The organism is Sandaracinobacteroides hominis, assembly GCF_016464365.1.
GTDB lineage: Bacteria > Pseudomonadota > Alphaproteobacteria > Sphingomonadales > Sphingomonadaceae > Sandaracinobacteroides > Sandaracinobacteroides hominis.
In genome coordinates this window covers 259,710-284,311 of the sequence record NZ_JADCUC010000002.1, presented here as the reverse complement: position 1 = coordinate 284,311, position 24,602 = coordinate 259,710, and the positions used below count along the sequence as shown (strand labels likewise).

At 68.1% G+C, this 24,602-nt stretch carries 26 protein-coding genes; 16 read left to right on the top strand and 10 right to left on the bottom strand.

The annotated features are described in order from the left end of the window. Positions 1-61 precede the first annotated feature (61 nt). Together IM784_RS05940 and IM784_RS05935 are read right to left on the bottom strand one after the other, a co-directional pair. Positions 62-886, bottom strand: coding sequence for a DsbA family protein (locus IM784_RS05940; protein ID WP_199554376.1), 825 nt, complete (start codon positions 884-886; stop codon positions 62-64). Continuing rightward, the gene (locus IM784_RS05935) at positions 861-2,258 is read right to left on the bottom strand and encodes a M48 family metalloprotease (RefSeq protein ID WP_199554375.1); all 1,398 of its coding nucleotides are present in this window, start codon (positions 2,256-2,258) and stop codon (positions 861-863) included. Before IM784_RS05935 ends, IM784_RS05940 begins: the two co-directional genes overlap by 26 nt. A gap of 85 nt (positions 2,259-2,343) precedes the next feature. Here IM784_RS05935 and tpiA point away from each other — a divergent pair, with 85 nt between their 5' ends. The 9 genes from tpiA to IM784_RS05890 all read left to right on the top strand — a co-directional run bounded on the left by tpiA (position 2,344) and on the right by IM784_RS05890 (position 9,451). After that, positions 2,344-3,084, top strand: coding sequence for a triose-phosphate isomerase (tpiA, locus tag IM784_RS05930; RefSeq protein WP_199554374.1), 741 nt, complete (start codon positions 2,344-2,346; stop codon positions 3,082-3,084). Further along, positions 3,081-3,683, top strand: a complete 603-nt coding sequence (locus IM784_RS05925; protein WP_199554373.1) for an anthranilate synthase component II — start codon at positions 3,081-3,083, stop codon at positions 3,681-3,683. The genes tpiA and IM784_RS05925 overlap by 4 nt, the downstream gene beginning before the upstream one ends. Continuing rightward, a complete protein-coding gene (trpD, locus tag IM784_RS05920; RefSeq protein WP_199554372.1) occupies positions 3,680-4,663 on the top strand; it encodes an anthranilate phosphoribosyltransferase in 984 nt (327 codons plus the stop codon). The genes IM784_RS05925 and trpD overlap by 4 nt, the downstream gene beginning before the upstream one ends. 9 nt (positions 4,664-4,672) lie before the next feature. Further along, on the top strand, positions 4,673-5,464 hold the full coding sequence (gene trpC / locus IM784_RS05915) for an indole-3-glycerol phosphate synthase TrpC (RefSeq protein WP_199554371.1): 792 nt from the start codon (positions 4,673-4,675) through the stop codon (positions 5,462-5,464). Further along, complete coding sequence (gene moaC, locus IM784_RS05910; protein ID WP_199554370.1) at positions 5,461-5,931, top strand: cyclic pyranopterin monophosphate synthase MoaC; 471 nt, start codon at positions 5,461-5,463, stop codon at positions 5,929-5,931. The genes trpC and moaC overlap by 4 nt, the downstream gene beginning before the upstream one ends. Then, positions 5,921-7,108 carry a molybdopterin molybdotransferase MoeA gene (locus IM784_RS05905; RefSeq protein WP_199554369.1) on the top strand — a complete coding sequence of 396 codons (1,188 nt, stop codon included), beginning with the start codon at positions 5,921-5,923 and terminating at the stop codon, positions 7,106-7,108. The genes moaC and IM784_RS05905 overlap by 11 nt, the downstream gene beginning before the upstream one ends. Positions 7,109-7,205: 97 nt before the next feature. Next, positions 7,206-7,937: a transcriptional repressor LexA gene (gene lexA, locus IM784_RS05900; protein ID WP_199554368.1), complete on the top strand. Its 732-nt coding sequence runs from the start codon at positions 7,206-7,208 to the stop codon at positions 7,935-7,937. Between the two features lie 13 nt (positions 7,938-7,950). After that, positions 7,951-8,547, top strand: a complete 597-nt coding sequence (locus IM784_RS05895; RefSeq protein WP_199554367.1) for a DNA-3-methyladenine glycosylase I — start codon at positions 7,951-7,953, stop codon at positions 8,545-8,547. A gap of 31 nt (positions 8,548-8,578) precedes the next feature. After that, positions 8,579-9,451 carry a crotonase/enoyl-CoA hydratase family protein gene (locus IM784_RS05890; protein WP_328799464.1) on the top strand — a complete coding sequence of 291 codons (873 nt, stop codon included), beginning with the start codon at positions 8,579-8,581 and terminating at the stop codon, positions 9,449-9,451. A 43-nt stretch (positions 9,452-9,494) separates the two neighbouring features. Here IM784_RS05890 and IM784_RS05885 read toward each other — a convergent pair whose 3' ends face one another. From IM784_RS05885 to IM784_RS05875, 3 genes are read right to left on the bottom strand one after another with little or no spacing between them, the layout of a single operon-like run. Continuing rightward, entirely contained in the window at positions 9,495-10,055 is a 561-nt protein-coding gene (locus IM784_RS05885; protein WP_328799463.1) for an ActR/PrrA/RegA family redox response regulator transcription factor, read from the bottom strand. Then, positions 10,052-11,362, bottom strand: a complete 1,311-nt coding sequence (locus tag IM784_RS05880; RefSeq protein ID WP_199554365.1) for an ActS/PrrB/RegB family redox-sensitive histidine kinase — start codon at positions 11,360-11,362, stop codon at positions 10,052-10,054. Before IM784_RS05880 ends, IM784_RS05885 begins: the two co-directional genes overlap by 4 nt. Before the next feature lie 16 nt (positions 11,363-11,378). Next, positions 11,379-11,984, bottom strand: coding sequence for an ankyrin repeat domain-containing protein (locus IM784_RS05875; RefSeq protein ID WP_199554364.1), 606 nt, complete (start codon positions 11,982-11,984; stop codon positions 11,379-11,381). Between the two features lie 59 nt (positions 11,985-12,043). On the opposite strand from IM784_RS05875, the gene IM784_RS05870 reads away from it, so the two are divergent. The 7 genes from IM784_RS05870 to katG all read left to right on the top strand — a co-directional run bounded on the left by IM784_RS05870 (position 12,044) and on the right by katG (position 18,983). Then, positions 12,044-12,679, top strand: a complete 636-nt coding sequence (locus tag IM784_RS05870) for an SCO family protein (protein WP_199554363.1) — start codon at positions 12,044-12,046, stop codon at positions 12,677-12,679. After that, complete coding sequence (locus IM784_RS05865; RefSeq protein WP_235976599.1) at positions 12,672-13,124, top strand: YcgN family cysteine cluster protein; 453 nt, start codon at positions 12,672-12,674, stop codon at positions 13,122-13,124. Before IM784_RS05870 ends, IM784_RS05865 begins: the two co-directional genes overlap by 8 nt. Next, positions 13,121-13,816 (top strand): tRNA (guanosine(46)-N7)-methyltransferase TrmB, encoded by a 696-nt coding sequence (trmB, locus tag IM784_RS05860; RefSeq protein WP_199554362.1) that lies wholly within the window; start codon positions 13,121-13,123, stop codon positions 13,814-13,816. Before IM784_RS05865 ends, trmB begins: the two co-directional genes overlap by 4 nt. Before the next feature lie 15 nt (positions 13,817-13,831). Further along, on the top strand, positions 13,832-14,767 hold the full coding sequence (locus IM784_RS05855) for an acetyl-CoA carboxylase carboxyltransferase subunit alpha (protein ID WP_199554361.1): 936 nt from the start codon (positions 13,832-13,834) through the stop codon (positions 14,765-14,767). 8 nt (positions 14,768-14,775) lie between these two features. Then, positions 14,776-16,227 carry a M48 family metalloprotease gene (locus IM784_RS05850; protein ID WP_199554360.1) on the top strand — a complete coding sequence of 484 codons (1,452 nt, stop codon included), beginning with the start codon at positions 14,776-14,778 and terminating at the stop codon, positions 16,225-16,227. Continuing rightward, positions 16,220-16,675 (top strand): 8-oxo-dGTP diphosphatase MutT, encoded by a 456-nt coding sequence (gene mutT / locus IM784_RS05845; RefSeq protein ID WP_235976598.1) that lies wholly within the window; start codon positions 16,220-16,222, stop codon positions 16,673-16,675. Before IM784_RS05850 ends, mutT begins: the two co-directional genes overlap by 8 nt. Positions 16,676-16,799: 124 nt before the next feature. After that, positions 16,800-18,983 (top strand): catalase/peroxidase HPI, encoded by a 2,184-nt coding sequence (gene katG / locus IM784_RS05840; RefSeq protein WP_199554359.1) that lies wholly within the window; start codon positions 16,800-16,802, stop codon positions 18,981-18,983. A 43-nt stretch (positions 18,984-19,026) separates the two neighbouring features. Here katG and IM784_RS05835 read toward each other — a convergent pair whose 3' ends face one another. From IM784_RS05835 to IM784_RS05815, 5 genes are all read right to left on the bottom strand, one after another. Further along, on the bottom strand, positions 19,027-20,787 hold the full coding sequence (locus tag IM784_RS05835; protein ID WP_199554358.1) for a M56 family metallopeptidase: 1,761 nt from the start codon (positions 20,785-20,787) through the stop codon (positions 19,027-19,029). Then, positions 20,784-21,191 (bottom strand): BlaI/MecI/CopY family transcriptional regulator, encoded by a 408-nt coding sequence (locus IM784_RS05830; RefSeq protein WP_199554357.1) that lies wholly within the window; start codon positions 21,189-21,191, stop codon positions 20,784-20,786. The genes IM784_RS05835 and IM784_RS05830 overlap by 4 nt, the downstream gene beginning before the upstream one ends. A 57-nt stretch (positions 21,192-21,248) precedes the next feature. After that, positions 21,249-22,253 (bottom strand): hypothetical protein, encoded by a 1,005-nt coding sequence (locus IM784_RS05825; protein WP_199554356.1) that lies wholly within the window; start codon positions 22,251-22,253, stop codon positions 21,249-21,251. 32 nt (positions 22,254-22,285) lie between these two features. Further along, a complete protein-coding gene (locus IM784_RS05820; protein ID WP_199554355.1) occupies positions 22,286-23,983 on the bottom strand; it encodes a M61 metallopeptidase family protein in 1,698 nt (565 codons plus the stop codon). 97 nt (positions 23,984-24,080) lie between these two features. Further along, positions 24,081-24,554, bottom strand: coding sequence for an Lrp/AsnC family transcriptional regulator (locus IM784_RS05815; protein WP_199554354.1), 474 nt, complete (start codon positions 24,552-24,554; stop codon positions 24,081-24,083). Positions 24,555-24,602: the final 48 nt, after the last annotated feature.

Sequence of the window (24,602 nt, the reverse complement as noted above, 5' to 3'; positions counted from 1 at the left end):
GGCTGCTCCTCTCCTGGAAAACAACCAATCTGGTAACAAATCGAACCGCTGTAGGACAGCCTCAGCTTTTCTTGCGCGCGGCCTCCACCGCTTCCTTCAGCGCTTCATAGCCGACCGCGCCGGAAAGGATCTTGTTGCCAACCACATAGCTGGGCGTGCCGGTCAGCCCCAGCGCCCGCCCGAGCGAGACATTCTTCTCCACCTCGGCCTGCAGTTCCTTGGAGGACAGGGCGGCTGCCACCTTCGCTTCATCCAGCCCGGCGGCGCGGGTGTTGCGGATCAGCCGCTCCTGCGACAACGCCCCCTGCCCGGCAAAGACGTTGCGATAGAAGGCAGCATAGCGCCCCTGCTGCGCGGCGGAGAGGGCGGCCAGCGCGAATCGCTCGCTGTCCGGCCCCAGCACCGGCATGTCGCGGAAGACGAGCTTCAGGTTCGGATCTTCCTTGAGCAACCGCTCCACATCGCCCGAAGACTGGCGGCAATAGGGGCAGTTGAAGTCGAAGAATTCCACCAGCACCACGTCGCCGTCCGGGTTTCCGGCCCAGGCGCCGGCAAAGGGCGTCTCGATGGCCTCCCGGTTGGAAGCGAGCAGCTTTTCCACTTCGCGCGTCTGCAGCCGGTCGATCGCCTGCGGGATGATCTCGGGGTTGTCGAGGATGGTGTCCTTCACCAGCTTTTCCATCGCCGCCCGTTCGCCCGTGGGCAGCGTCGCTTCGGCAGGCGTCACGAACCGCATGGCAAGCATGGCGCCCAGCACGCCGACGGCCAGCCCGGCCGCCCACCAGCCCCAATGCGCCGAGCTTCCGCCCAGCGCCTGGCGCAGCCGATCCGCAAACCCCGGCTTCTGTTCCTGCGGCGTTTCAGCCGGGCCTTCCACGTCGTCCATCCTTCTTCATATCCTCTGCGCGGTTGCGGCTCAGCTGCACGATGTCCTGCGCCCTTACCCAGTCGGTGGTGCCTTGCGGAAGCCCCTCGGCCGCAATGGTCGCTGCGTTCAGCGCCGCGCGCGGGTCACCATCGGTCAGGGTCAGCCGCTCCGCCGTCGCCAGCGCCAGCCGCGGGGTGTCGCCGCGCCGCTCATAGATGGTTTCCAGCTGCAGCCAGGCAAAGGGGTTCTCGTCATCGCGGGCCAGCGCCGCGCGCAGCACCTTCTCCGCCTCGTCAAATCTCGCCTTGTCGCCGCTCGCCTCGGCCGACTGCACCAGCGCATGGCCCAGCATCCCGGCAATCAGCGGCTCGCCGTTGGATTTCGCCACGGCTTCCCGCAGAGAGGGCAGCGCCTCGTCCACACGCCCCGATTCCAGCAGCACCTGCCCCCGCATTTCCAGCAGATAGGGGTCGTGCGGCTGCACCTTCAGCGCGGCGTCCAGCTCGGCAATCGCCTTGTCGGGCAGCGCCTGCTTGTGAAAGGCATAGGCCCGGGCGACATGCGCCGGCTGCGACTGGTTGGACATCGGATAGGCCTTCAGCGTGTCGGCCGGCTCCGACACATAGCCGATCAGCTTGGCGCGCAGCCGCTGGTAGCGTGCCTGCAGCCCGGGATCGGCACCCTTGCCCCAGGCCGGGGATTTCTCCAGCACATTCTGCAGCGCGGCGATGCGCTCGCCCGACAGCGGGTGGGTGCGGTTATAGCTGTTGTCCTGCGGAATCGCGAGGCGATACTCCTGCCCCTGCAGCTCCTTGAAAAAGGTGACCATGCCGGTGCCGTCGGTGTTGGTGGCCGCCAGAAAGCGGGCGCCGGCCTGGTCGGTGCGGCTTTCCTGTTCGCGGCTGAAGGCAAGGTACTTGCCCTGCGCCGCCTGCTGGCCGGCCATCATCGCCGCCATGCCGGCGTCGCCGGCGCCGGCCGCCAGCAGCGCCGCGCCCACCACCAGCGACAGCAGGGTAATGTTGGTGGCAGGGGCCGCGCCCTCGTTGAAGCGCACGGCATGGCCACCGGCGACATGGCCCAGCTCGTGCGCCAGCACGCCCTGCACCTCCAGCACGTCGTCGGCTGCGACAATCAGCCCCGAATAGACATAGACGTTCTGGCCCAACGTGGCGAAGGCGTTGATCTCGCTCGAGCCGACAAGGCTGATGGTGACGGCGCGCGGGTCCAGCCCGGCCGCCGCCATCAGCGGATCGCCGATATCGCGAAAGAATTTCTCCGTCTCGGCATCGCGCAGCAGCGATTGGGCACGCGCAGCAGGCGCGAGTATCTGCCCTGCGATCAGCAGCAGCAGCGCCAGGACGGCGGGAGGGATACGGAGCCAGCTCATATCTGCCCCTACGGGTTGCCGTTCACGGCCCGTCCTGTCTAGAGGGGCGGCTTACCGGCCCCTGAACGGGGGAGCAGAAACGGAAGTGACAGACGTGCAGCTGATCGCCGGCAACTGGAAGATGAACGGGCTGAATTCGGCCATCGCCGAGCTGGACGCGATGATCGCAGCGCCCACAAGCCCGGCCGCCGGCCTGCTGGTCTGCCCGCCGGCCACCCTCCTTGCCGCCTTCGCCGAACGGGCGAAAGGCAGCGCCGTCGGCATCGGCGCGCAGGATTGCCACTGGGAGGTGTCTGGCGCGCACACCGGCGACCTCTCCGCCGAAATGCTGGCCGATGCCGGCGCCACCCACATCATCGTCGGCCACAGCGAACGCCGGGCAGACCATGGCGAAACCGACGCCATCGTCCGCAGGAAGGCCGAGGCCGTTGCCCGCGCCGGGCTCACCGCCATCCTCTGCATCGGCGAGACGCTGGAGCAGCGCGATGCCGGCCAGACGCTGGAGGTGATCGCCCGCCAGCTCGAGGGCTCGGTGCCCGCAATCGACAGGCTGGTCATCGCCTATGAACCGGTCTGGGCGATCGGCACCGGGCGCACGCCCACCGTCGAGCAAGTCGCCGAAGTGCATGCGGCCATCGCCGCGCGCATGGGCGGCGTGCAGATCCTCTACGGCGGCTCGGTCAAGCCCTCCAACGCGGCGGAACTGCTGGCGGTGCCGCATGTCGGCGGCGCGCTGGTGGGCGGCGCCAGCCTGAAGGCAGCCGACTTCCTCGGCATCGCGGCAGCGACCGCGCTCGCGGGCGCCCAAACAGCAGGCGCGTCATGATCCTCGTCGTCGACAACTACGACAGCTTCACCTTCAACCTCGTCCACTATCTGCTGGAACTGGGGCCGGAGGTGGAGGTCGTCCGCAACGACGCCCTGTCCGTCTCGCAGGCGCTGGACCTGAAGCCCGAAGCCGTGCTGCTCTCGCCCGGCCCCTGCACGCCCAACGAGGCCGGCATCTGCCTCGACCTCATCGCCGCCGCCGCCGACACCCGCCTGCCGCTGTTCGGCGTCTGCCTTGGCCATCAGGCGCTGGGGCAGGCGTTTCAGGGCCGCGTGGTGCGGGCGCCCAGCCTGATGCACGGCAAGACCAGCCCGATCGCCCACACCGGCACGTCGGTGTTCGCCGGCCTGCCCTCGCCCTTCACCGCCACCCGCTATCACAGCCTGATCGTCGACCGCGCCAGCCTGCCGCCGGTGCTGGACATCACCGCCGAGACGGACGGCCTGATCATGGGCCTGCAGCACCGCGATCTGCCGCTGATGGGGGTGCAGTTCCACCCCGAGTCCATCGCCACCGAACATGGCCACCGGCTGCTCGCCAACTTCCTCGATATCGCCGGCGTCAGGCATCGCAGCCCGGAGGGTCTGGCGGCGTGAGCCTGCTGCCCGATACCGCCCGCCCGCTCGATCTCGGAGACGCGGCGGACGCCTTCGACCGGATTCTCGACGGGCAGGTGGACGACGCCGATACCGCCGCCTTCCTGGTGGCGCTGAACGAACGCGGCGAAACCCCGGCCGAAATCTCGGCGGCGGCGCAGGCGATGCGGCAGCGGATGCTGGCGATTTCGGCGCCCGCAGGCGCCATCGACGTCTGCGGCACCGGCGGAGACGGCACGCACAGCCTCAACATCTCCACCGCCGTCGCCTTTGTGGTTGCAGCCGCCGGCGTCCCGGTCGCCAAGCATGGCAACCGCGCCGCTTCCTCGCGCTCGGGCGCGGCCGATGTGCTGGCGGCGCTCGGCTGGCAGGGCGAGCTGGGCTTCGACCGGCTGGAAGCGAGCCTCGACGAGCTTGGAATCGCCTTCCTCCATGCGCCGCGCCACCATCCCGCGCTGGCGCGGGTGGCGCCGATCCGCCGCGCGCTGGGCCGCCGCACCATCTTCAACCTGCTCGGCCCGCTCGCCAACCCGGCGCATGTGAAGCGGCAGATGATCGGCGTCTTCGCCCCCGGCTGGGCGGCGCCGGTCAGCGAGGCAGCCATCGCGCTTGGCAGCGAGGCGGTGCTTGCCGTCCACGGCGGCGGGCTCGATGAAATCGCCCTGCACGCGCCGACGCTGCTGGTGCGCAACGATGGCGCCGGCCCGGCCGTCAGCGAGTTTCTGCCCGAAGCCCACGGCCTCGGCCGCTATCCCTTGCAGGCCATCGCCGGCGGCACGCCAGAGGAGAACGCCGCCGAACTGCTCGCCCTGTTCCGGGGCGAGGGCCGCGACGCCTATCGCGACATCGTGGTGGCAAATGCGGCAGGCGCGCTTACATTGGCCGGAAGGGACTGGCCGACGGCCAACCGGCAAGCGCGCGAAGCGCTCTCCAGCGGCGCGGCGGGCGATCGCCTCGCGCGCTTTCTCGCATTCCGCTAGGGTTTGAACATGGGCGACAGGCTGCAACCGATCCTCGAGGCAAAGCGCGCGCATGTCGCCGGGCGGCGGTGCGTGGCGCCGACGGACAGCTTCGACCTGAACGCCAAGGGCCCCCCGCGCGGCTTCGCCAGGGCCCTCCTTGCCGCGCGCAAGGCAGGCCAGCCGGGGCTGATCGCCGAAGTGAAGAAGGCGAGCCCGTCGAAGGGCCTCATCCGGGCAAACTTCGATCCCGCAGCCATCGCCCACGCCTATGAATCGGGCGGCGCCACCTGCCTCTCGGTGCTCACCGACGAACCCTATTTCCAGGGCAGGGACGCCTATCTGGCGCAGGCCCGCCATGCCGCCCCCTCGCTGCCGGCGCTGCGCAAGGATTTCATTGTCGACGCCTATCAGCTGGCGGAATCGCGCGCGCTGGGCGCGGATGCCATCCTGCTGATCGTGGCGGCCCTTTCCGACACAGAGCTTGCCGAGCTGGAGGCGGGCGCCATGGAGCTGGGCCTGGATGTGCTGGCCGAAGTGCATGAAGACGCCGAGCTGGACCGGGCGCTGGCGCTGAAGACGCCGCTGATCGGCATCAACAACCGCAACCTGAAGACGATGCAGGTCGATCTGGGCATCACAGAGCGGCTGTCGGCCTGCGTGCCGGAAGACCGGCTAGTGATCGCCGAATCCGGCCTTTCCGGCGCTGCCGACCTGAAGCGGCTGCGCGCCTCGGGGGTCTCCACCTTCCTGATCGGCGAATCGCTGATGCGCGAAGCGGATGTGGAAGCGGCCACGCGCCGCCTGCTGGCCGGGGCATGAGCGGCCTCACCCACCTCGACGAAAAGGGCGCCGCCCGCATGGTCGATGTGGGCGACAAGGCCGTGACCGGCCGCGTCGCGGTCGCCGAAGGACACATCCGGATCGGCGAAGACGCGCTGGCGGCAATCGCTGCGGGCGCTGCGAAAAAGGGGGATGTGCTGGCAACTGCCCGCATCGCCGGGATCATGGCCGCCAAACGCACGTCCGACCTCATCCCGCTCTGCCATCCGCTGCCGCTGTCCGCCGTGTCGGTGGAGCTGGAAATCGGCGCCCACGGCATCGCCTGCACGGCGACCGCCCGCACCACCGGCCAGACCGGCGTCGAAATGGAGGCGCTGACCGCCGTCTCCGTGGCCCTCCTCACCATCTACGACATGGCCAAGGCGATGGACCGGGCGATGCACATCGAGGGGATCCGCCTGCTGGAGAAGCGCGGCGGCAAGTCCGGCGACTGGCGTGCCGGCTGACCTGCTGCCGTTCGACGCGGCGCTGGAACGGCTGCTGGCGCTGGCGGAGCCTCTGGGAGCGGAAGAGGTCCTGGTCGAAGCAGCGCTCGGGCGCTTCCTCCGCGCTGACATCGCCGCCCGCCTCACCCAGCCCGCCGCCGATCTCAGTGCCATGGACGGCTATGCCCTGCGCTTCGCCGACCTGCCCGGCCCGCTCACTCTCATCGGCGAATCCGCCGCCGGCCACCCGTTGGCGCGCCCGGTGGGCAAGGGCGAGGCGGCGCGCATCTTCACCGGCGCCCATCTTCCGGCCGGCGCCGACACCGTTGCCGTGCAGGAAGACGCCGTCACCCACGGCGACAGCGTCAGCTTTCCCGACGACGGCCCGCCGGGCATCGGCGCCCATATCCGGCGGCGCGGCATCGATTTCACCGAGGGCGCACCCCTGTCTCGCGCCGGCGAGCGGCTGACGCCCGCCCGGCTGGGGCTGCTCGCGGCGGCCGGCTGGGGCAGGCTGCCCGTGCACCGCCGGCCGCGCGTGGCGCTGATCTCGACCGGCGATGAACTGGTCGCCCCCGGGGCCACCCCCGGCCCCGGCCAGATCATCGGCTCGAACGGGCTGATGATCGCCGCATTGCTGGCGGCGCATGGCGCCGACATGACCGACATAGGGCTGGTGCCGGATCGCCGCGAAGCGCTCGCCGAAGCGATCAGCGCCGCAAGCGGGCACGACCTGATCGTCACCATCGGCGGCGCATCGGTAGGCGACCACGACCTGGTGAAACCGGCGCTGGAGGCAGCCGGCGCCAGTCTCGATTTCTGGCGCATCGCCATCCGCCCGGGCAAGCCGCTGATGGCCGGGCGGCTGGGCGATGCGCTGGTGGTGGGTCTGCCGGGCAACCCCGTATCCGCCTTCGTCTGCGCCCGGCTGTTTCTGGCGCCACTGCTGCGGCGATTTTCCGGCGATCCGTCACCGCTGGACGTGCCGATCACCGCCCGCACCACGGCCCCGCTGCCAGCCAATGGCGCGCGGCGGGATTTCCTGCGCGGCCTGCTGCGGGATGGCGAAGTGACGGCCTTCCGCGCGCAGGACAGTTCCCTTCTCTCGGTGCTGGCACAGGCCAATGTGCTGCTGATCCGCCCCGAACATGCCCCTGCCTCTGAGGCAGGTGCACCCGTTCCGGTGCTAAGCCTCTGACTCCACAGAAAAGCCGCTTGACGTATCTACATTGGTTCCCTTAATGTTCCTCCCATGTTCCACATGGACGGGGTTCTGCCATGCTGACTGCACCGAAATGTTGACAGCGAAGCAACATGAACTGCTGCTGTTCATCCACAAGCGGCTGGCCGAATCCGGCGTCTCGCCTTCGTTCGAGGAAATGAAGGAAGCGCTGGACCTTCGCTCCAAGTCCGGCGTGCACCGGCTGATCGGCGCGCTGGAGGAACGACAGTTCCTGCGCCGCCTGCCCAACCGCGCCCGGGCGCTCGAAGTCATGCGCCTGCCCGAGGATACGGCACCCGTCTCCCGTGCTGACGCCTCGCAGCGCGACGCCATCACCGATATTGCGACCGCCAGAGCCCGCCGCTCGGCATCTCAGGGGTCTGCCCCGGGGACGGCTGCGGGCTCCTTTTTTGCGGGAGACGCGCCGGCCCTGGCCGTGCCGCTGGTCGGCAAGATTGCCGCCGGCCTGCCGATCGAGGCCATCGAGGACCATGAGCAGCTGGCCGTGCCGGTCGCCCTGCTGGGGCCGGGCGAACATTATGCGCTGCAGGTTTCCGGCGACAGCATGATCGAGGCCGGCATCTTCGACGGCGACTTCGCCCTCATCCGCAAGGCCGACGACGCCCGCGACGGCGAAATCGTGGTCGCCCTCATCGACAATGCAGAGGCGACGCTGAAGACGCTGCGCCGGGAAAAGGGGATGGTGCTGCTGGAGCCGGCGAACAGCCTCTACGATACCCAGCGCTACCTGCCGTCGCGCGTGAAGATCCAGGGCAAGCTCGCAGGCCTGCTCCGGCGCTACTGAGGCAAGGGCTGAAATGGCGACCGTGGCCGGGCCCGACGGGCTGCTCCGCTGCAGCTGGAGTGCGGCGACGCCGGCCTATATCGCCTATCACGACAAGGAATGGGGCTTTCCGGTGCTGGACGACCGGCGCCTGTTCGAGAAAATCTGTCTGGAAGGCTTCCAGTCCGGACTCAGCTGGCGCACCATCCTCGAAAAGCGCGAGAATTTCCGAAAGGCCTTCAGCGGCTTTGATTACCACGCCGTTGCCCGCTTCGACGAAGCGGATGTGGAGCGGCTGCTGGCAGACGCGGGGATCGTCCGCCATCGCGGCAAGATCGAGGCCACGATCAACAACGCCCGGCGCGCGATCGACCTGGAGGCCGAGTTCGGCACGCTGGCGCGCTACTTCTGGCAGTATGAGGCAAAGGCCGAACCGGGCTTCCGCGCCACCTCGCCCGAATCCATCGCCCTCTCGAAAGATCTGAAGAAACGCGGCTGGAAATTCTTCGGTCCGACCACCGCCTATGCCTTCATGCAGGCGATGGGCCTGCTGAACGACCATGATCCGGAATGCGTGGTGCACGGGCTCGTGGCGCAGGCGCGGGCAGCTGCAACGATCCCCCGGGCTTGACGCTTCCTCCTGAATTGGCCCTCCTCTTGAATTGACCGATGGCTGGCCGGTCGTTTCCGGCCTAACCGAAAGCCAGTTCAGCCAGACGGAGCAGCGCATGACCGACCGCATCACAGTCTCGATCGAGGGCGGCGTCGCCGATGTCCGCATGAACCGCCCCGACAAGATGAACGCGCTCGACGATGCGATGTTCTCCGCCCTGATCGAAACCGGGGAGCGTCTGAAGACCGACAACTCCGTCCGCGCCGTCGTCCTCTCCGGGGAAGGCCGCGGCTTCTGCGCCGGGCTGGACACCTCGAACTTCGCCGGCATGGCCGGCGGCAAGCGCAGCAGCGGCGGCCTGGTCGACACCCCCCGCACGCCGGGTGGCGCCAACCGCGCCCAGCAGGCCTGCATGGTCTGGCGCGAGGTCCCCGTCCCGGTGATCGCCGCCGTTCAGGGCGTTGCCTTCGGCGGCGGCTTCCAGATCGCGCTCGGCGCCGACCTCCGCTTTGTTGCGCCCGACGCGCGGATGTCCGTCATGGAAATCAAGTGGGGCCTCGTCCCCGACATGGCGGGCATGCTGCTGCTCCGCCCGCTGGTCCGCGACGATGTCTTCCGCGATCTCACCTTCTCCGGCCGCATCTTCGATGGCCAGGAGGCGATCCAGCTGGGCATCGCCACCCGCGTAACCGCCGACCCGCGCAGCGAAGCGCTGGAATATGCCGCCGCCGTAGCCGGCAGGAGCCCCGACGCCATCCGCGGCGCCAAGCGCCTGCTGAATCTTCCAGCCACCGCCACCGCGCACGAAATCCTGCTGGCGGAATCCGTCGAACAGACCGCCCTCATCGGCTCGCCCAATCAGATCGAGGCCGTGATGGCAAACCTCGAAAAGCGTGCCCCGCGCTTCACCGACGCCGCCTGAACCGGGAACGGAACGCAATCGGTTCAAGAATGGCAGCCCGTTCCTAGCGCGGAGAGCGCTTCGCCAGGATCCGCTGCAGCGTCCGCCGGTGCATCTTCAGCCGCCGAGCCGTCTCGCTGACATTGCGGTCGCACAGCTCGTACACCCGCTGGATATGCTCCCAGCGCACGCGGTCGGCGCTCATGGGCTCGGCCGGCGGCAGCGGCCGTTCCCCCGCCTGCGCCAGCAGCGCGGTGATCAGGTCCTCCGGGTCCACCGGCTTCGCCAGATAGTCGGTCGCGCCTTCCTTCACCGCGGCAACCGCGGTCGCCAGATTGCCATAGCCGGTCAGGATCACCACGCGGGTATGCGGATGCAGCGCCCTGAGCTCGGAAACCAGATCCAGCCCATTGCCGTCGCCCAGCCGCAGGTCCAGCACCGCATAGTCCGGCACAAAGCTGCGCATCAGCTCGCGCGCCTCGGCCTGGCTGGCGGCAGCCCGCACCTCGAAACCGCGCCGCCCCAGCGTCACCGCCAGCCGCTGGCGAAAGCTGTTGTCGTCGTCCGCGAGCAGCAACGAACCATGGCTCGGCACTTCGCCACTGGCGTTCGTTTCGGCAGTCATGCTCTCCATCCACTTGATTCCTCTGCAATAGACAGCCTGTGCATGGTGATATCGGCCCGCCACCAGCGCATGTCCACCCGCGCCCCGCCGTCCGGCATGTTGGAAAAAGCCAGCCGGCCGCCCGTCCGCTCCAGCAGGGTTGTGGCGATAAAGATGCCAAGACCGGTCGATCCCGATCGCGAAACCGACGGCCCCAGGAACGGCGCCCCCAGCCGCGGCAGCAGGTCGGCGCTGAAACCAGGCCCGTCGTCGGAAATCCGCAGCCATAGCTCGTCCGGCGTCTCGCCACCCTCCACCCACACCCGGCTGCGCGCGTGCCGCAGCGCGTTGGCGAGGATGTTGGCAAGCCCGTGCAGCATCTCGGGCGAGCGGCGCACCACCGGCCCGGCGCCGGCTTCCCACGGAAAGCGCATTTCCACCCGCACCCGCGTCGGCTCGAACGGCTCGATCACCTCGCGCAGCAGCACCGGCAGCGCCAGTTCCGGGAAGGGGTCCTCCGCCTCGGCCCGCTCGGAAATGCCCGTCAATATCTCGCGGCAGCGCGCCGCCTCCTGCGCCAGCAGCTGCACATCCTGCCCCAGCGCCGGGTCGTGGCCCAGCATCTCCTCCAGATCCCGCGCGATCAGCGTGATCGTGCCCAGCGGCCCGCCCAGCTCGTGCGCGGCGGCGGCAGCAAGGGCGCCCAGCGCCCCCATCCGCGCCTCGCGATCCAGCGCAGCCTGCGTCGCCACCAGCGCCGCCTGCCGCCGCCGGCCCTCCTCCGACACCTGCCAGGCATAAAAGGCACAGAAGATCATCCCAAGGCCAATCGCCGCCAATATGCCCAGCCGGTAAATGCCGGGAAGCAGGAACGGCTGGCCCACCCAGGGCAGCGGCAGGTGCCAGCGCCACAGCCCCACCAGCAGCAGCAGCGCAATCCCCACCAGCAGCCCGGTTTCGCGGGCCGACAGCAGCGTTGCGGAAATCGTCACCGGCACCAGCAGCAGCAGCGCAAAGGGATTGGAAAGGCCACCGGTCAGGAACAGCAGGATTGCCAGCTGCACCAGGTCAAAGCCCAGATGCACCAGCGCGCCGCGCCCATCGATGCGATCGTTGCGACGATACAGCCAGCTGAGCCCCAGGTTCAGCGAAACACTCGCCGCAATCGCCGCCAGCGCCGGCGCCCAGGGAATAGGGAAATGAAAGCCCAGCCCCACCACCAGCAAGGCCAGCAACTGGCCGGCAATCGCCGTCCACCGCAGCAGCACCAGCGTCTGAACACGAACCCCCGGCTGGTCCAAAGCGACAAGCTGGCGGGGGGACAGCATCAGCGGCAGGCTCCGATCATAGGCTCGGGCCGACCACCTGCTTCGCCGACTTCCTGGGCGCATCTTCCATCATCTTGGCGAGCTGCCCGCCCCGGATGTCGCGCGCCGCATATTCCCGCGCCGACATGCCGGCCAGATTGTCGGTGCGGTCGGGATCGGCGCCGGCATTCAGCAACATCTGCACAGAGGCGGCATCCTTGGCGTGCACGGCACGGATCAGCGCCGTTTCACCCCGGTTGTTGGCGGCATCCACCTGCGGCCGACGCGACAGCATCACCCGCACGCCGTCCGGAAAGCCGCTGCTTGCCGCCACGATAAGGGCCGTGTTGCCGTCCTTGTCCTTGGCCGCCGTATCGGCGCCATTCTGCAGCAGGAACGCCATCCACGGCGCATCCCGGCGCTTGGTGACGATCAGCAGCGCCGTCTCGCCGCTGTCGCCATCGCGCGTATTGATCAGCGTGCTGCCCGGCTTGTCGATAAAGCCCTTGGCCTTCGTCACATCCTTGTCGCGCACGGCCTTCAGGAAGTTGTAGCCATCGGAAAACTGCGCCGCGGCCGGCGTTGCCGCCAGCCCGAACGCCAGCACGGCAGCGGCAAGGCTGCGGGCCAAGCTGTTCATCATCTTCATTCCCAGTCGTCGCATCACTCGCATCCCCCTCGGATAGACGATATGAGGCCCGCATGAATAGCCGTGATTCCGCATCTGCGAAGAGAAACCGCCTGCTGCTTCCCCTTGGCCTGCTGGCAGTCGCACTCGCCGCTCTCGTCGCGCTCTGGTTCCTGAAGCCGGATCCCGCGCCGCAGGGCAATCTGTCGGGTTCGTCGGTCGGCGGCCCCTTCACGCTGGTCGACGAGGACGGCCGCACCGTCACCAACGAGAGCTTCGCCGGCAAGTGGCGGCTGATGTACTTCGGCTTCACCTTCTGCCCCGACGTCTGCCCGACCGACACCGCCAAGCTCGCCGAAGGGCTGAAGGCATTCGAGGCGGCGCATCCCGACAAGGCGGCGCTGGTGCAGCCGATCTTCGTCACCGTCGATCCCGAACGCGACAGCAAGGAAGCGCTGAAGGAGTTCACCGACACCTTCCACCCGCGCCTGCTCGGCCTCACCGGCACCCGCGCGCAGATCGACGCCGTGTTGAAGAGCTTCCGCGTCTATGCCTCGAAGGTGCCCGGCGTCACCCCCGGCAGCTACACGTTCGACCATCTCGCGATCATCTATCTGATGGATCCGCAGGGGCGGCCGGTGCAGTTCATCGCCGGCGCCACGGCGACGCCGCAGCAGATCACCGAAATGCTGGAGCGCTTCCTTGCCTAAGGCCGACACCCTGCGCGAAAAGTTCTGGGAGCGGTACACGCTGAAGGAACTGAACCGCGCCGAATGGGAGGCGCTGTGCGACGGCTGCGGCAAATGCTGCCTGCACAAGCTGGAGGACGAGGAAACGGGACGGATCTATCGCACCAACGTCGCCTGCAAGCTGCTGGATCGGGAAACCGCGCGCTGCTCGGACTATAAAAACCGCAAGAGATTCGTCCCCGATTGCGTGCAGCTGAAGCCCGAACTGGTCTCCCAGCTCGACTGGCTGCCGGCCAGCTGCGCCTATCGCCGGGTGGACGAACGCCGGCCGCTGCCACCCTGGCACTATCTGATTTCAGATGACCGCAACGCCGTGCACGAGGTCGGCGCTTCGGTGCGCGGCTGGGTGATCAGCGAAACGGACGCCAGCGAAGACCTCGAAAACCATATCATCGACGCGGAATGACCATGCCCGAAGCCCCCGATCCCGTCTCCATCCGCCGCCTCTATGGCAGGGCGCAGGGCCATCCGCTGCGCGCAAACGCCCAGCGGCTGGTCGACGACCTGCTACCGGCTCTCGACGTGCCGGAAGAAGGCCCGCTCTCGGCACAGTCGCTGTTCGGCGACGACCGCCCGCTCGCCTTCGAGGTCGGCTTCGGCAAGGGCGAGCATCTCGCCTTTCAGGGGGCGCTGCACCGCGACTGGGGCTTCATCGGCGCCGAACCCTACCTGAACGGCGTCGCAGGCCTGCTGGCGGAGATCGAGGAGCGCGGCCTCACCAACGTCCGCGTGCATCGCGGCGACGCCATCGACCTGCTGGAGCGCCTGCCCGACGCCAGCCTGAACGCCGTCTATCTGCTGCATCCCGATCCCTGGCCCAAGGCGCGGCATGTGAAGCGGCGGTTCGTCAACAAGGGGCCGGTTTCGCTGGTCGCCGCCAAGCTGAAGCCGGGCGGCGAATTCAGAATTGCGACAGATCATGTGAACTATATGCGCCATGTGCTGTTCACCCTGCAGGATGACAAAAGGTTCGAATGGACAGCCGAGACGCCCGCCGACTGGGAGGATATCCCGGCCGACTGGCCCGATACGCGTTTTGCCCAGAAGGCGCGCAAGCTGGGGCATGATGTGTGGCGCTTGATTTATCGCCGGCTGTAACCGACTGGAGTTCGCATGGTTCAGATCCTCGAGTTTGAAAAGCCGGTCGGCGTGCTTGACGCGGAAATCGCCACGCTGGCAGCCGATCCCGCCCGCAAGAAAGACATGGTGAAGGTGCAGGCTCGCCGCGAAAAGCTGCTGGCCGACATCTACAGGTCGCTGACCCCGGTGCAGAAGATGCAGGTCGCCCGCCATCCGGACCGGCCGCGCTTCCTCGCCATTGCCGACGCCCTCTTCGAAGACTGGCAGCCGCTGGCCGGCGATCGCAAGTTCGGCGACGATCCGGCGCTGCTGGGCGGCCCGGCCCGTTTCCGCGGCAAGCCGGTGATGCTGATCGGACAGGAAAAGGGCCACGACACGCAAAGCCGCGTGCTGCGCAACTTCGGCATGGCCAAGCCCGAAGGCTATCGCAAGGCCGCCCGGCTGATGGAAATGGCCGACCGCTTCGGCCTCCCCATCGTGACGCTGGTCGATACCTCCGGCGCCTTCCCCGGAATCGAGGCCGAGGAACGCGGACAGGCCGAAGCGATTGCCCGCTCGACCGCCGCCTGCCTGCAGGTTGAAGTGCCGGTCGTCTCGGTCATCATCGGCGAGGGCGGCTCCGGCGGCGCCGTTGCGCTGGCGGCGGGCAACCGCGTGCTGATGCTGGAAAATTCCGTCTATGCCGTGATTTCGCCCGAAGGCTGCGCCTCCATCCTCTGGCGCGACAAGGCGAAGGCGCCGGAAGCCGCAGTCGCCATGCGCATCACCGCACAGGATCTCGCCGACCTCGGCGTCATCGACGGCGTCGTGCCCGAGCCGGTCGGCGGCGCCCACCGTGCGCCGGCCGAAGCGATGGCAAAGCTCGGCGATGCCGTTGCCGCCGCGCTCGACAGCCTGAAGTCGCTCTCCGCCCAGGAGCTGAAGGCCGACCGTCGCCGGAAGTTCCTCGCCTTCGCGCAGGCCGCCTGAGCACGCCGGTGCGTCGCGTTCTGCTCGCCGCCGGCAGCCTTGCAGCTGCCGCCACCCTGCTGGTCGGGGCCCCCGTTTCACAGCCGGCCGTTGCGCAGGCAAAGCTCACCGGCCTCTCCCCCCGCGACAAGCAGGTGGGTGCCGAGGGCTACAGGGAAATCGTCCAGGAGTTCGGCGGCAAGGTCGACGGTCCGCTCGCCGCCTATGTGCGGCAGGTGGGACTGAAGGTGGCGATGGCCTCCGTCCCCGGCTCCCGGCCCGAGGACTGGACGGTCACTGTCCTGAATTCGCCGGTGCCCAACGCCATGGCGACGCCCGGCGGCTATCTCTACATCACCCGCGGCCTGCTCGCGATGATCAACAACGAGGCAGAGCTTGCCTCGGTGCTGGGGCACGAGGCCGGGCATGTCGCCGCCAACCATTCGGGCAAGCGCAACAGCCGCGCCGCCATCGGCGGCCTCGCCTCCATCGCCGCCGCCATGCTGGGCGGCTCGCAGGTGGCGCAAATGGTGAACATGGGCGCCGGCGCCTGGGTCAGCGGCTTCTCGCGGTCGCAGGAAAACGAAGCCGACACCCTCGGCATGCGCTACTCGATGATCGCCGGCTATGATCCGCACGCAGCCGCCACCATGCTTTCCGCGCTCGACCGGGTGAACGCGGTGGAGGGCAAGGAGAACCTCGAGCGCGGCGGCACCGCCAGCATCTTCTCCACGCACCCCGTCACCGCCGAACGCGTGCAGCGGGTCAGCCGCGCGGCGGATGCCACCGGCCGCACCGGCGTCGTCAACCGCAACGCCTATCTCGCCGCGCTCGACGGCATGCATTTCGGCGACGCGCCCGAACAGGGGATCATCTCCGGCCCCAGCTTCCGCCACGCCGCCCTCGGCTTCGGCTTCGACGCGCCGCCCGGCTTCACCTTGCAGAACAGCCCCCAGGCCATCGCCGGGCGCGGGCGCGACGGCTCCAACTTCATCTTCACCGGCGTGCAGGCACGGCAGGGCCAGTCGTTGCAGGACATCACCGCCACCGTCTGGCAGCAGGTGACCAACAACCGCGTGCCGCGGGTCAGCTACTCCGAACGTCGCATCAACGGGCTGGAAGCTGCCAACTCCACCGCGCCGGTCTATGGCAATCAGGGCCAGATGGAGGTCGGCGTGCACGCCTTCCGCTGGGACGCCAACACCGTCTATGTCGTCCGCACCATCGCCCCGGCCGGGCGCGGGCAGCAGTTCGACCCGTTCATCGCCTCCTTCCGCCGGCTGAGCCCGCAGGAAATCTCCCACGCCCAGCGCGGCCGCCGAATCGATGTCGTCACCGTAAAGCCAGGCGACACCGTCGCCAGCCTCGCCGCGCGCATGGCCCCGCCCTATAACCGCGAACAGAGCTTCCTGGCGCTGAACGGCATCCAGAACCGCGCGCTGCAACCCGGCGAGCAGCTGAAGCTGATCGTCGTTGGCTGAGTCAGCGGCTGAGTTCGAGGACTGCCCCGGCGGCGTCCCGGATCGCCGCCTGCCGATCCTGAAGGTCGCCTGCGCCGTGCTGGTGGATGCGCGCGGCCACATCCTCGTCACCGATCGCCCGCAGGGCAAGGACATGGCCGGCCTCTGGGAATTCCCCGGCGGCAAGCTGGAACCCGGCGAAAGCCCCGAAACCGCACTGGTGCGCGAACTGCGCGAGGAACTGGGCATCGAAACCGCCACCAGCTGCCTTGCACCCTGCGGCTTTGCCTCGCACGCCTATGAGAAGGTGCATCTGATCCTGCTGGCCTTTGCCATCCGCAAATGGCGCGGCACGCCGCATCCGCACGAAGGGCAGCGGATGCAATGGGTGCCGGTAAATGGCCTCTTCCAGCTGGACATGCCGCCGGCCGACCGGCCGCTTCTGGGGCAGATTGCTGCGATCCTCTGAATAACTCTGAACAATCCTGACGATTGGACAGACGGTCACGCACGCGCAATCATGCCCCGCAACAAGGGCTGAGTCCGAGGGGCCATAGTCTGAGGGGCCATAGTCTGAGGGGAAGGAGCGCATCATGAACGCAGAGAGCAAATGTCCGATGGATGGCGGCAAGCTGGAAGGCAACGCCGTCCTCTTCGAGATGACGAACCGGCTATGGTGGCCAAACTATCTCGATCTTTCCGTCCTCCACCGGCACCACCCCGCCGGCGATCCGATGGACAAGGATTTCGACTATGCCGCCGAGTTCAAGTCGCTCGATCTGGCAGCCGTCAAGGCCGACCTCTATGCGCTGATGACCGATTCGCAGGATTGGTGGCCGGCCGATTTCGGCCATTATGGCGGCCTCTTCGTGCGCATGGCCTGGTATGCCGCCGGCACCTATCGCATCGGCGACGGTCGTGGCGGCGCCGGCAGCGGCCAGCAGCGCTTTGCCCCGCTGAACAGCTGGCCGGATAACGCCAACCTCGACAAGGCACGCATGCTGCTGTGGCCGATAAAGCAGAAATATGGCCGCAAGCTGAGCTGGGCCGACCTCCTGATCCTCGCCGGCAACTGCGCGCTGGAATCCATGGGTTTCAAGACCGCCGGCTTCGGCGGCGGCCGCGTCGACGTGTGGGAACCGGAAGTCGAAACCGACTGGGGCCCGGAACGCGAATGGCTGCAGACCAGCGAAAAGCCGGGCGGCCGCTATTCCGGCGAGCGGGACCTCGCCAATCCCTTTGCCGCCGTGCAGATGGGCCTCATCTATGTGAACCCCGAAGGGCCGGATGGTAACCCCGACCCGGTGAAGGCCGCCCACGACATCCGCGAGACGTTCGCCCGCATGGCGATGAACGACGAGGAAACCGTGGCGCTGATCGCCGGCGGCCACACCTTCGGCAAGACGCACGGCGCTGCCGACCCCGGGCAGTATGTCGGCCCCGAGCCGGAAGGCGCCGGGATCGAATCGCAGGCGCTGGGCTGGGCCAACAGCTATGGCAAGGGCAGCGGCCCCGACGCCATCACCAGCGGCCTGGAAGTGATCTGGACGCAGACGCCGACGCAGTGGAGCAACCACTTCTTCAACAATCTGTTCAACCACGACTATGAGCTGACCCGCAGCCCGGCCGGCGCCCAGCAATGGGTTGCAAAGGGCGCAGTCGCAGACATCCCCGACGCCTTCGATCCGACAAAGAAGCATGTGCCGACCATGCTGACGACCGACCTGTCGCTCAGGATGGACCCGGCCTATGAGAAGATCTCCCGCCACTTCCACCAGAACCCGGACGCCTTCGCCCATGCCTTTGCCGAGGCCTGGTACAAGCTGACGCACCGCGACATGGGGCCGATCACCCGCCTGCTCGGGCCCGAAGTGCCGGCCGAGCCGCGCATCTGGCAGGATCCCGTGCCGCCGGCGAGCAACCCGCCGCTCGCCGATGCCGATGTCGTCGCCCTGAAGCAGCAGGTGCTCGCCTCCGGTCTCTCGACGGCGCAGCTGGTAAAGGCCGCCTGGGCGTCCGCCTCCACCTATCGCGGCTCCGACAAGCGCGGCGGCTCGAACGGCGCCCGCGTTCGCCTGGCCCCGCAGAAGGACTGGGAGGTGAACGAGCCTGCCGAGCTGGCAGCAACGCTGGCAAAGCTGGAATCGATCCGCTCCGCCTTCGGCAAGCCGGTCTCCATCGCCGACCTCATCGTCATCGCCGGGAACGCGGCGGTGGAAGATGCGGCGAAAAAGGCCGGGCACAGCCTGTCGCTGTCGTTCCGGGGCGGCCGCACCGATGCGACCGACGCCATGACCGACGCCCACAGCTTCGAGCCGCTGGAGCCGAAGATCGACGCCTTCCGCAACTTCGTCGGCGCGCAATCGCCCTATTCGCACGAAGAGCTGATGGTGAACCGGGCCAATCTGCTGACGCTGTCGGCGCCGGAAATGACGGTGCTGCTGGGCGGCCTCCGCGTGCTGGGGGCAAACCATGGCGGCTCTAAGCTGGGAGTCTTCACCGACCGCCCGGGTGTGCTCAGCAACGACTTCTTCCGCAACCTGCTCAGCACCAGCTTCACCCTCACCTGGAAGGCCGCGGGCGACGGCACGTTCGTTGGCACCGAACGCAAGACCGGCGCGGAAAAATGGACGGCCTCGCGCGTCGACCTGATCTTCGGCTCCCACTCGCAGCTGAGGGCGCTGGCCGAAGCCTATGCCACGGACGATTCGTCAGCGGCGTTCGCACAAGCCTTCGGCAACGTCTGGTCGAAGGTCATGAACCTGGGCCTCGACTGAAACGGCGAAGCCCCCGGCACCGCCGGGGGCTTCCGTCCCTGCCTCAGCGGCCGCCGTTCAACCGAAGCTCCACCAGTTCGTCGATCGAGGTAACGCCGCGCTCCTCGCGCATCCGCCGGGCAAAGGTCGGCGAGACACCCATCGAGCGCAGCTCGGCCAGATCGTCCGACTTCAGCCCGGCGAACCCGGCCGCCACCATTTCCCGCACATAGCCGGGCGAAATCCCCATCGCCGCCAGCTCCACCAGATCGTCGACCTTGATGCGCGGATAGCCGGCCGCCGCATAGTCCCGCACGCGCGACGGGCTGATACCCATCGATTTCAGCTCCATTGCATCGTCGACGCTGATCCGCGACCGCCCCATCGCCCGCGCCATCTCGACCATCCAGCCGGGGGAAATGCCCATCGAACGCATTTCCGCCAGCGCATCCGGATCGAAATAGGGCTCCGGCGGCAGGGGTGGTGCCGGCGGGCTGACCGTCACCGAAACCATCGGCGCCACCGCCACGACCGGCGCAGCAGGTGCAGACGGCGGCATCGGCGGTGCCGGGTGAGCCCGGACAGGCGGCATGGGCGCGGCAAGCGGCTCGGACGGCGCCGGCGGCGCACCCGCGACCGGCGGCGCGGGGGATTCCTCCAGAAGCCGGGCCACCTCGGCAAGTTCGGGTTCAGACGCCGCGCTGGCCGCATCCGCCTCCGTCGCAAGGGACGCGGGCGCAGCCTGCGCCGCAGGCGCAACCTGCACAGGCATCGCCACCGGCGTTTCGGCGACGACGGGGGCCGCCAGCTTCGGTGTGGCCGGCATCAGTTCCACCGCGGCAATCGGGGCGGCTGCCGCAACGCAGGCACCGATCCCCAGAGCGGTCCAGATGGAGCCGGAGCCCCGGCCGCGTTCGGCGGCATCCAGAACGGCCGTCACCCGCCGTCCCAGTCCCGAATCGCTGGCTATCGCGGTCGCGGGCAGTGCCCGCGCCAGCGGCGCGGCGATGCAGGCCAGCAGCACCTGCGCATAGCCGGCGGGGTCCAGCCGCTCCACCGCATGCATGTCGGCGGCCTCCTCGGCCGCCTGCACCAGCCGCCGCTCCAGCAGCCACACCAGCGGATTGAACCAGAACAGCGCCACCGCCACCCGCGCCAGCATCAGGTGCAGCCAGTCGTGCCGGGCGACATGCGCCAGTTCGTGCGCCAGGATCGCCTCGGCATCCTGCGGCCGCGCCGCACTGGCGGTGTCGATCAGGATCGCCGGCTTGCGCAGGCCCCACGCCAGCGGCGACGGGCTATCGTGCGAGACAAGCAGCCGCACCGGATCGGCGCTGCCCACGGGCACCCGGAACCCGGCATGCAACAGCGCCCGGTCAAAGGCGATGCGCCAGTTGAACTCGCGCAGCGGGCGGGATCGGCGGGTCCATTCGCGCAGCGTCAGCAGCCCAAGGCCCAGCCGCGCCAGCACCGCTGCAACCCCGGCCAGATAGAGCGCGAACAGCATCGCCGGCCAGCCGATGTCGAACGCAGGCGCGGCGAGACCGGCAGAGGTCAGGGCCGGGGCCCCATGCCGCGAAGCGAAAGCCGTCTGGCCCGGCGCAGCCGCCAGTTCGGCTGCCGGCATCAGCGGCGGGTGTTCGACGGGAATCTTCGGCCCCAGGGCTGCCATCAACGGCAGGGTCAGCAGCATCAGCACCGCCACGCGCAGGAACGTCGCCCGGTCTCTCGCCGAACGCCCGCGCAGAAGCGCCAGTAGCACCAGCCCCAGCACCGCGATCAGCGCCGATTTCCAGCCCATTTCCAGAAGGAAGGCGATGTTCATCCCCGCTCTCCCGCCGGCGCTGCATCCGAACCTGCGCCGTCCGCCCTGGCCCGGTCGATCACCTTCTGCAGCTGCTCCAGCTCGTCGGCGGGCAGGTTGCGCGCCAGGCCCAGCAGCGCCGTCGCCGCGCCTATGGCCGAGCCATCGAAGAAGGTCCGAACCATCTGCCTGAGCGCGGAATTCCGCACCTCCTGCCCCTGCGGCACGACCCTGTAGACATAGGTCTGCGCTTCTTCCTCGTGCCGGATCAGGCCCTTCGCCTCCAGCCGCGCCAGCATCGTGCGGACGGCAGAATAGCTGGGCGCATCGGCCATCCGCTCGCGCACGTCTGCCGCGGTCGCGGCTTCCAGCCCGCACAGGATCTCGAAAATCTCGCGCTCGCGGCGCGGAAGAACCGGCACCATAACCCCTCCACTGCTACAAACGTAGCATGCCACATTTGTAGCAGGAGGCAAGTGGTTTCAGGAGACGGGCCGCTTCTCGATGGCCAGCGCCATCGCCCAGGAAATGCCGTGGAACACCAGGTGCAGCGCCCCCTGCGCCGCCATCAGCGCCGCCACCTCCACCGAGGCTTCCCCGGCAATGCTGACGGCGATGGCCGCAAACAGCAGCTCCTTGTTGGGCAGCGGCATCCGCGCCACCACCTGCCGCAGCGCGCCGAGCTGGAACCACGAGCCGAACGGAATCATCGGCAGCGCCACCACCCAGCTGAGTACGAGCAACGCGTGCCCCAGCAGCAGCCGGAACAAATGCCAGCGGAAGGCAAACATATTCTCCTTCACCGGCAGGCTCATCACCCGTCCGCGAAAGGCGACGATGCCGATATTCAGCAGGATCATGGCGCCAAAGCTCCAGATCAATATGTCCAGCGTCCGTCGGTCGAACGCCTCGCCCACCACGGCGTTGCCGCCCAGCCCCAGCGCCAGCAGCAGCATGATCAGCGTGCCCAGATTGCCCGCCAGCCCGGAGGTGATCGCCATGTCCTTCACCGCCGCAAACGGGCTGGTGGCGGGATCGACCCCCTGGCCGTCACCCCGGCCCAGGATTCGCGGGGGCGGCGCCTTCGGATCGAACGCGATCCCCATCCGCTCGGCGGCCCAGATCAGCAAATAGGTGTGGCCGGAATAGCTGACCAGCGCCTCGTTCATCACCCGCATCTTCAGGAACACGCCGATGTCGCGCCAGCCCAGCTTCCACCAGCGGCGATAGATGAACCAGTCCGTCAACGGCAGGATGAAATAGGCGCCGGCAAAGCACAGCCAGAACAAGGGGTTGGCCGGCAACGCCGCCAGCACCTGCCGCCAGCCGATTTCGGCGATGGAACTGGCCAGCAGCCACAGGATCAGGATCGACAGCGAGCCGCTGAAAAAGCGCTGCGCCCGCTTGCCCGAAGGCCCGTCCATCCATTGCCTGACCGGCTCGATGGACGCCATGATGCGCTGCGTCGCGCTTGCCCCTGTACCCATTCGCCCTCGCTAGAGGAACGCAAGCCGCCGCGCTAGCGGAGCTTCGTCACACAGCCCGGTTTCGCCTGCCACTGCCAGGCCGGCACCGTCTCGCCACGCGGCTGATAGCGGATCTGCATCGGCTTGCCGTCTCGCTCCACAGCCAGCGTCAGATACGCCTGCTGGTCGCCCTGCAGCCCGTCCTGCGAAAAACCGGTTGTGAGGATGTCGCCATCCTTCAGCCCGGCCCTTTCCGCTTCAGATCCCGGCTTCACACCCTTCACCACGCGCGGACGCGACAGCAGGCTGGCCGGATCGAAGCCCAGATCAAATCTGCGAAGGGGCTTCTCCACCCGCTCGAAACAGGGGCCAAAGGCATCGGAAGGCGGCAGTACCACGCCACCCGCCAGCATCGCATCCAGATCGGCGACGCCCGCCTCGCCCAACTCGGCGCGCAGCAGGCTCCGCCACAGCTCCTCGTTCATCGGCCTGCCGTCGCGCCGCGCCGCCAGCATCGCGCGCACCATGTCGTCCAGCGAACGCTTGCCGCCGGATGCCTTGCGCACCTTCGCATCGAGCGCCGCGAAATAGAGCGAGCCGCGATCATAGGGCAGCACCCGCACCCGCGTATCGCGCCAGAAGCCGGCCGGAATATCGCTGTTCGGCACGCCGATCATCAGGTTGGTGTAATAGCGCCCCGCCGTCTCGTTCAGGTCGGCCAGGAATGCCGCATCGTCGATCAGCCCGGCTCTCCATGGCAGCATCCGCTGGTAATTCACCGCCAGCCCCTCGCCAAACCAGCTCCGGCTCAGCCCGCCGGCCTGGTCCATCGACCCGTCCAGCGAATTCACCCAGGCGTGCAGCATCTCGTGCGCGAGCAGCCCCTTCAGCTCCTCAGGCGTCGATTTCGGCCCGAAGGTAAAGGCGAAGCTGTCGGTCAGGCCGATCCCGCTCCCGGGGTTCTGCGGGTTGGGCCGCCCGAACACGCCGAAGCTTGGCGGCATTTCCCGGAAGAACTGGCCATAGAAACCGTGCAGCTTGCCCGCCCAGCGCAGCACGGCGTCGGTGTCGAACGGCGGCTGCCCGGTGAAGGCCGCGAAGAAACCCTCCTCGCCCCGAAACACCCCGACCTTGCCCGCCGCATAATAGGTCGCCGCGATCCGTTCGCTGGGAAAGGGCCGGTGCGAGGTCGCGTCACCCACGCCAAGACTGGAAACGCCCACCGAACCCGGCGCCATCGCCGAAAGGTCCCAGCGCACCGTCGTCGTCCGCTCCACCTTGTCGTCGGGCAGGATCAGGAAGGCATTGCCCGCACCCGAAAAGGCGCCGTCGCCGGTGCGTAGCTCATATTGCGGCAGGTTCAGCAGCGGCTTCGCAGCTTCGATCGGCACACGATAGCGGACCGTCACCGCACCCTGCAGATCGCGCGGCGCCAGCCACTGCCGGGTGCGGTTGCTGTCGTCTTCCTGCGCGTCGCGGGTGGTGGCGGCGACCGCACCTGCAGCGTCCGAGATGATCACCGCCCCGATGTCGTCTGCGCTGGTGGGCACGGTGTTCGCTGTCACCGGCAGCCGCAGGAAATGCGCGCCGGCCTTCGCCGAAATCCCTTCCGCCCGCACCGACACATCCAGCCAGGGCACATGCCCCTGCGTGTCTGCCGCAGCGGGTGCGATGCGGATTTCCAGCGCCGGCGCAGCCGCAACTGCCCCGCCAAATGTCAGTGCCGCAAGTCCCGCCAGCCAGATCCGCATGCCTGTCTCCCTTTGCCGCAGCCTAGCGCAACAAGGGCGCATGGCGGCGGGCGGATTGCACGCTGCGCCACGCCGCCGTGCATAGCCTATTCGCCGATCAGGGCGTCGGCAGCGGCAGCCGGTGCGTGCACTTGATCTCGGAAAGCGTCGCGGTAGAGCGCACATCCTGCACGCCCGGCAGCCGCAGCAGCGTGCGGAAGGTGAAGTTCTGGTACCAGTCCATGTTTGGCGCCAGCACCTTCAGCATCACGTCCATCTCGCCAAAGATCGTATAGGCCTCGGTGATCTCCGGAATACCCTCGACAGCGCGGGTAAAGCGGTCCCGCTCCTCGTCGGACAGCCGGCCGATCTTCAGCTGCGCAAATATATACATGCTCTCGCCCAGCTTTTCCCGGTCCAGCACGGCGACTTCGGCCTTCACATAGCCCTCGTCCTTCAGCCGCTGCATCCGCCGCCAGCAGGGCGACTGCGAAAGGCCGACGCGGTCGGCGATCTCGCTCGACGATTCCGACGCATCGATCTGCAGCCGGTCCAGAATCTTGTAGTCGAGCCGATCGAGCGGGGCCGCCATGCTTATGCTCCGTTTCCACTTTTTGTGCATGAATGTGCCGCGATCCCT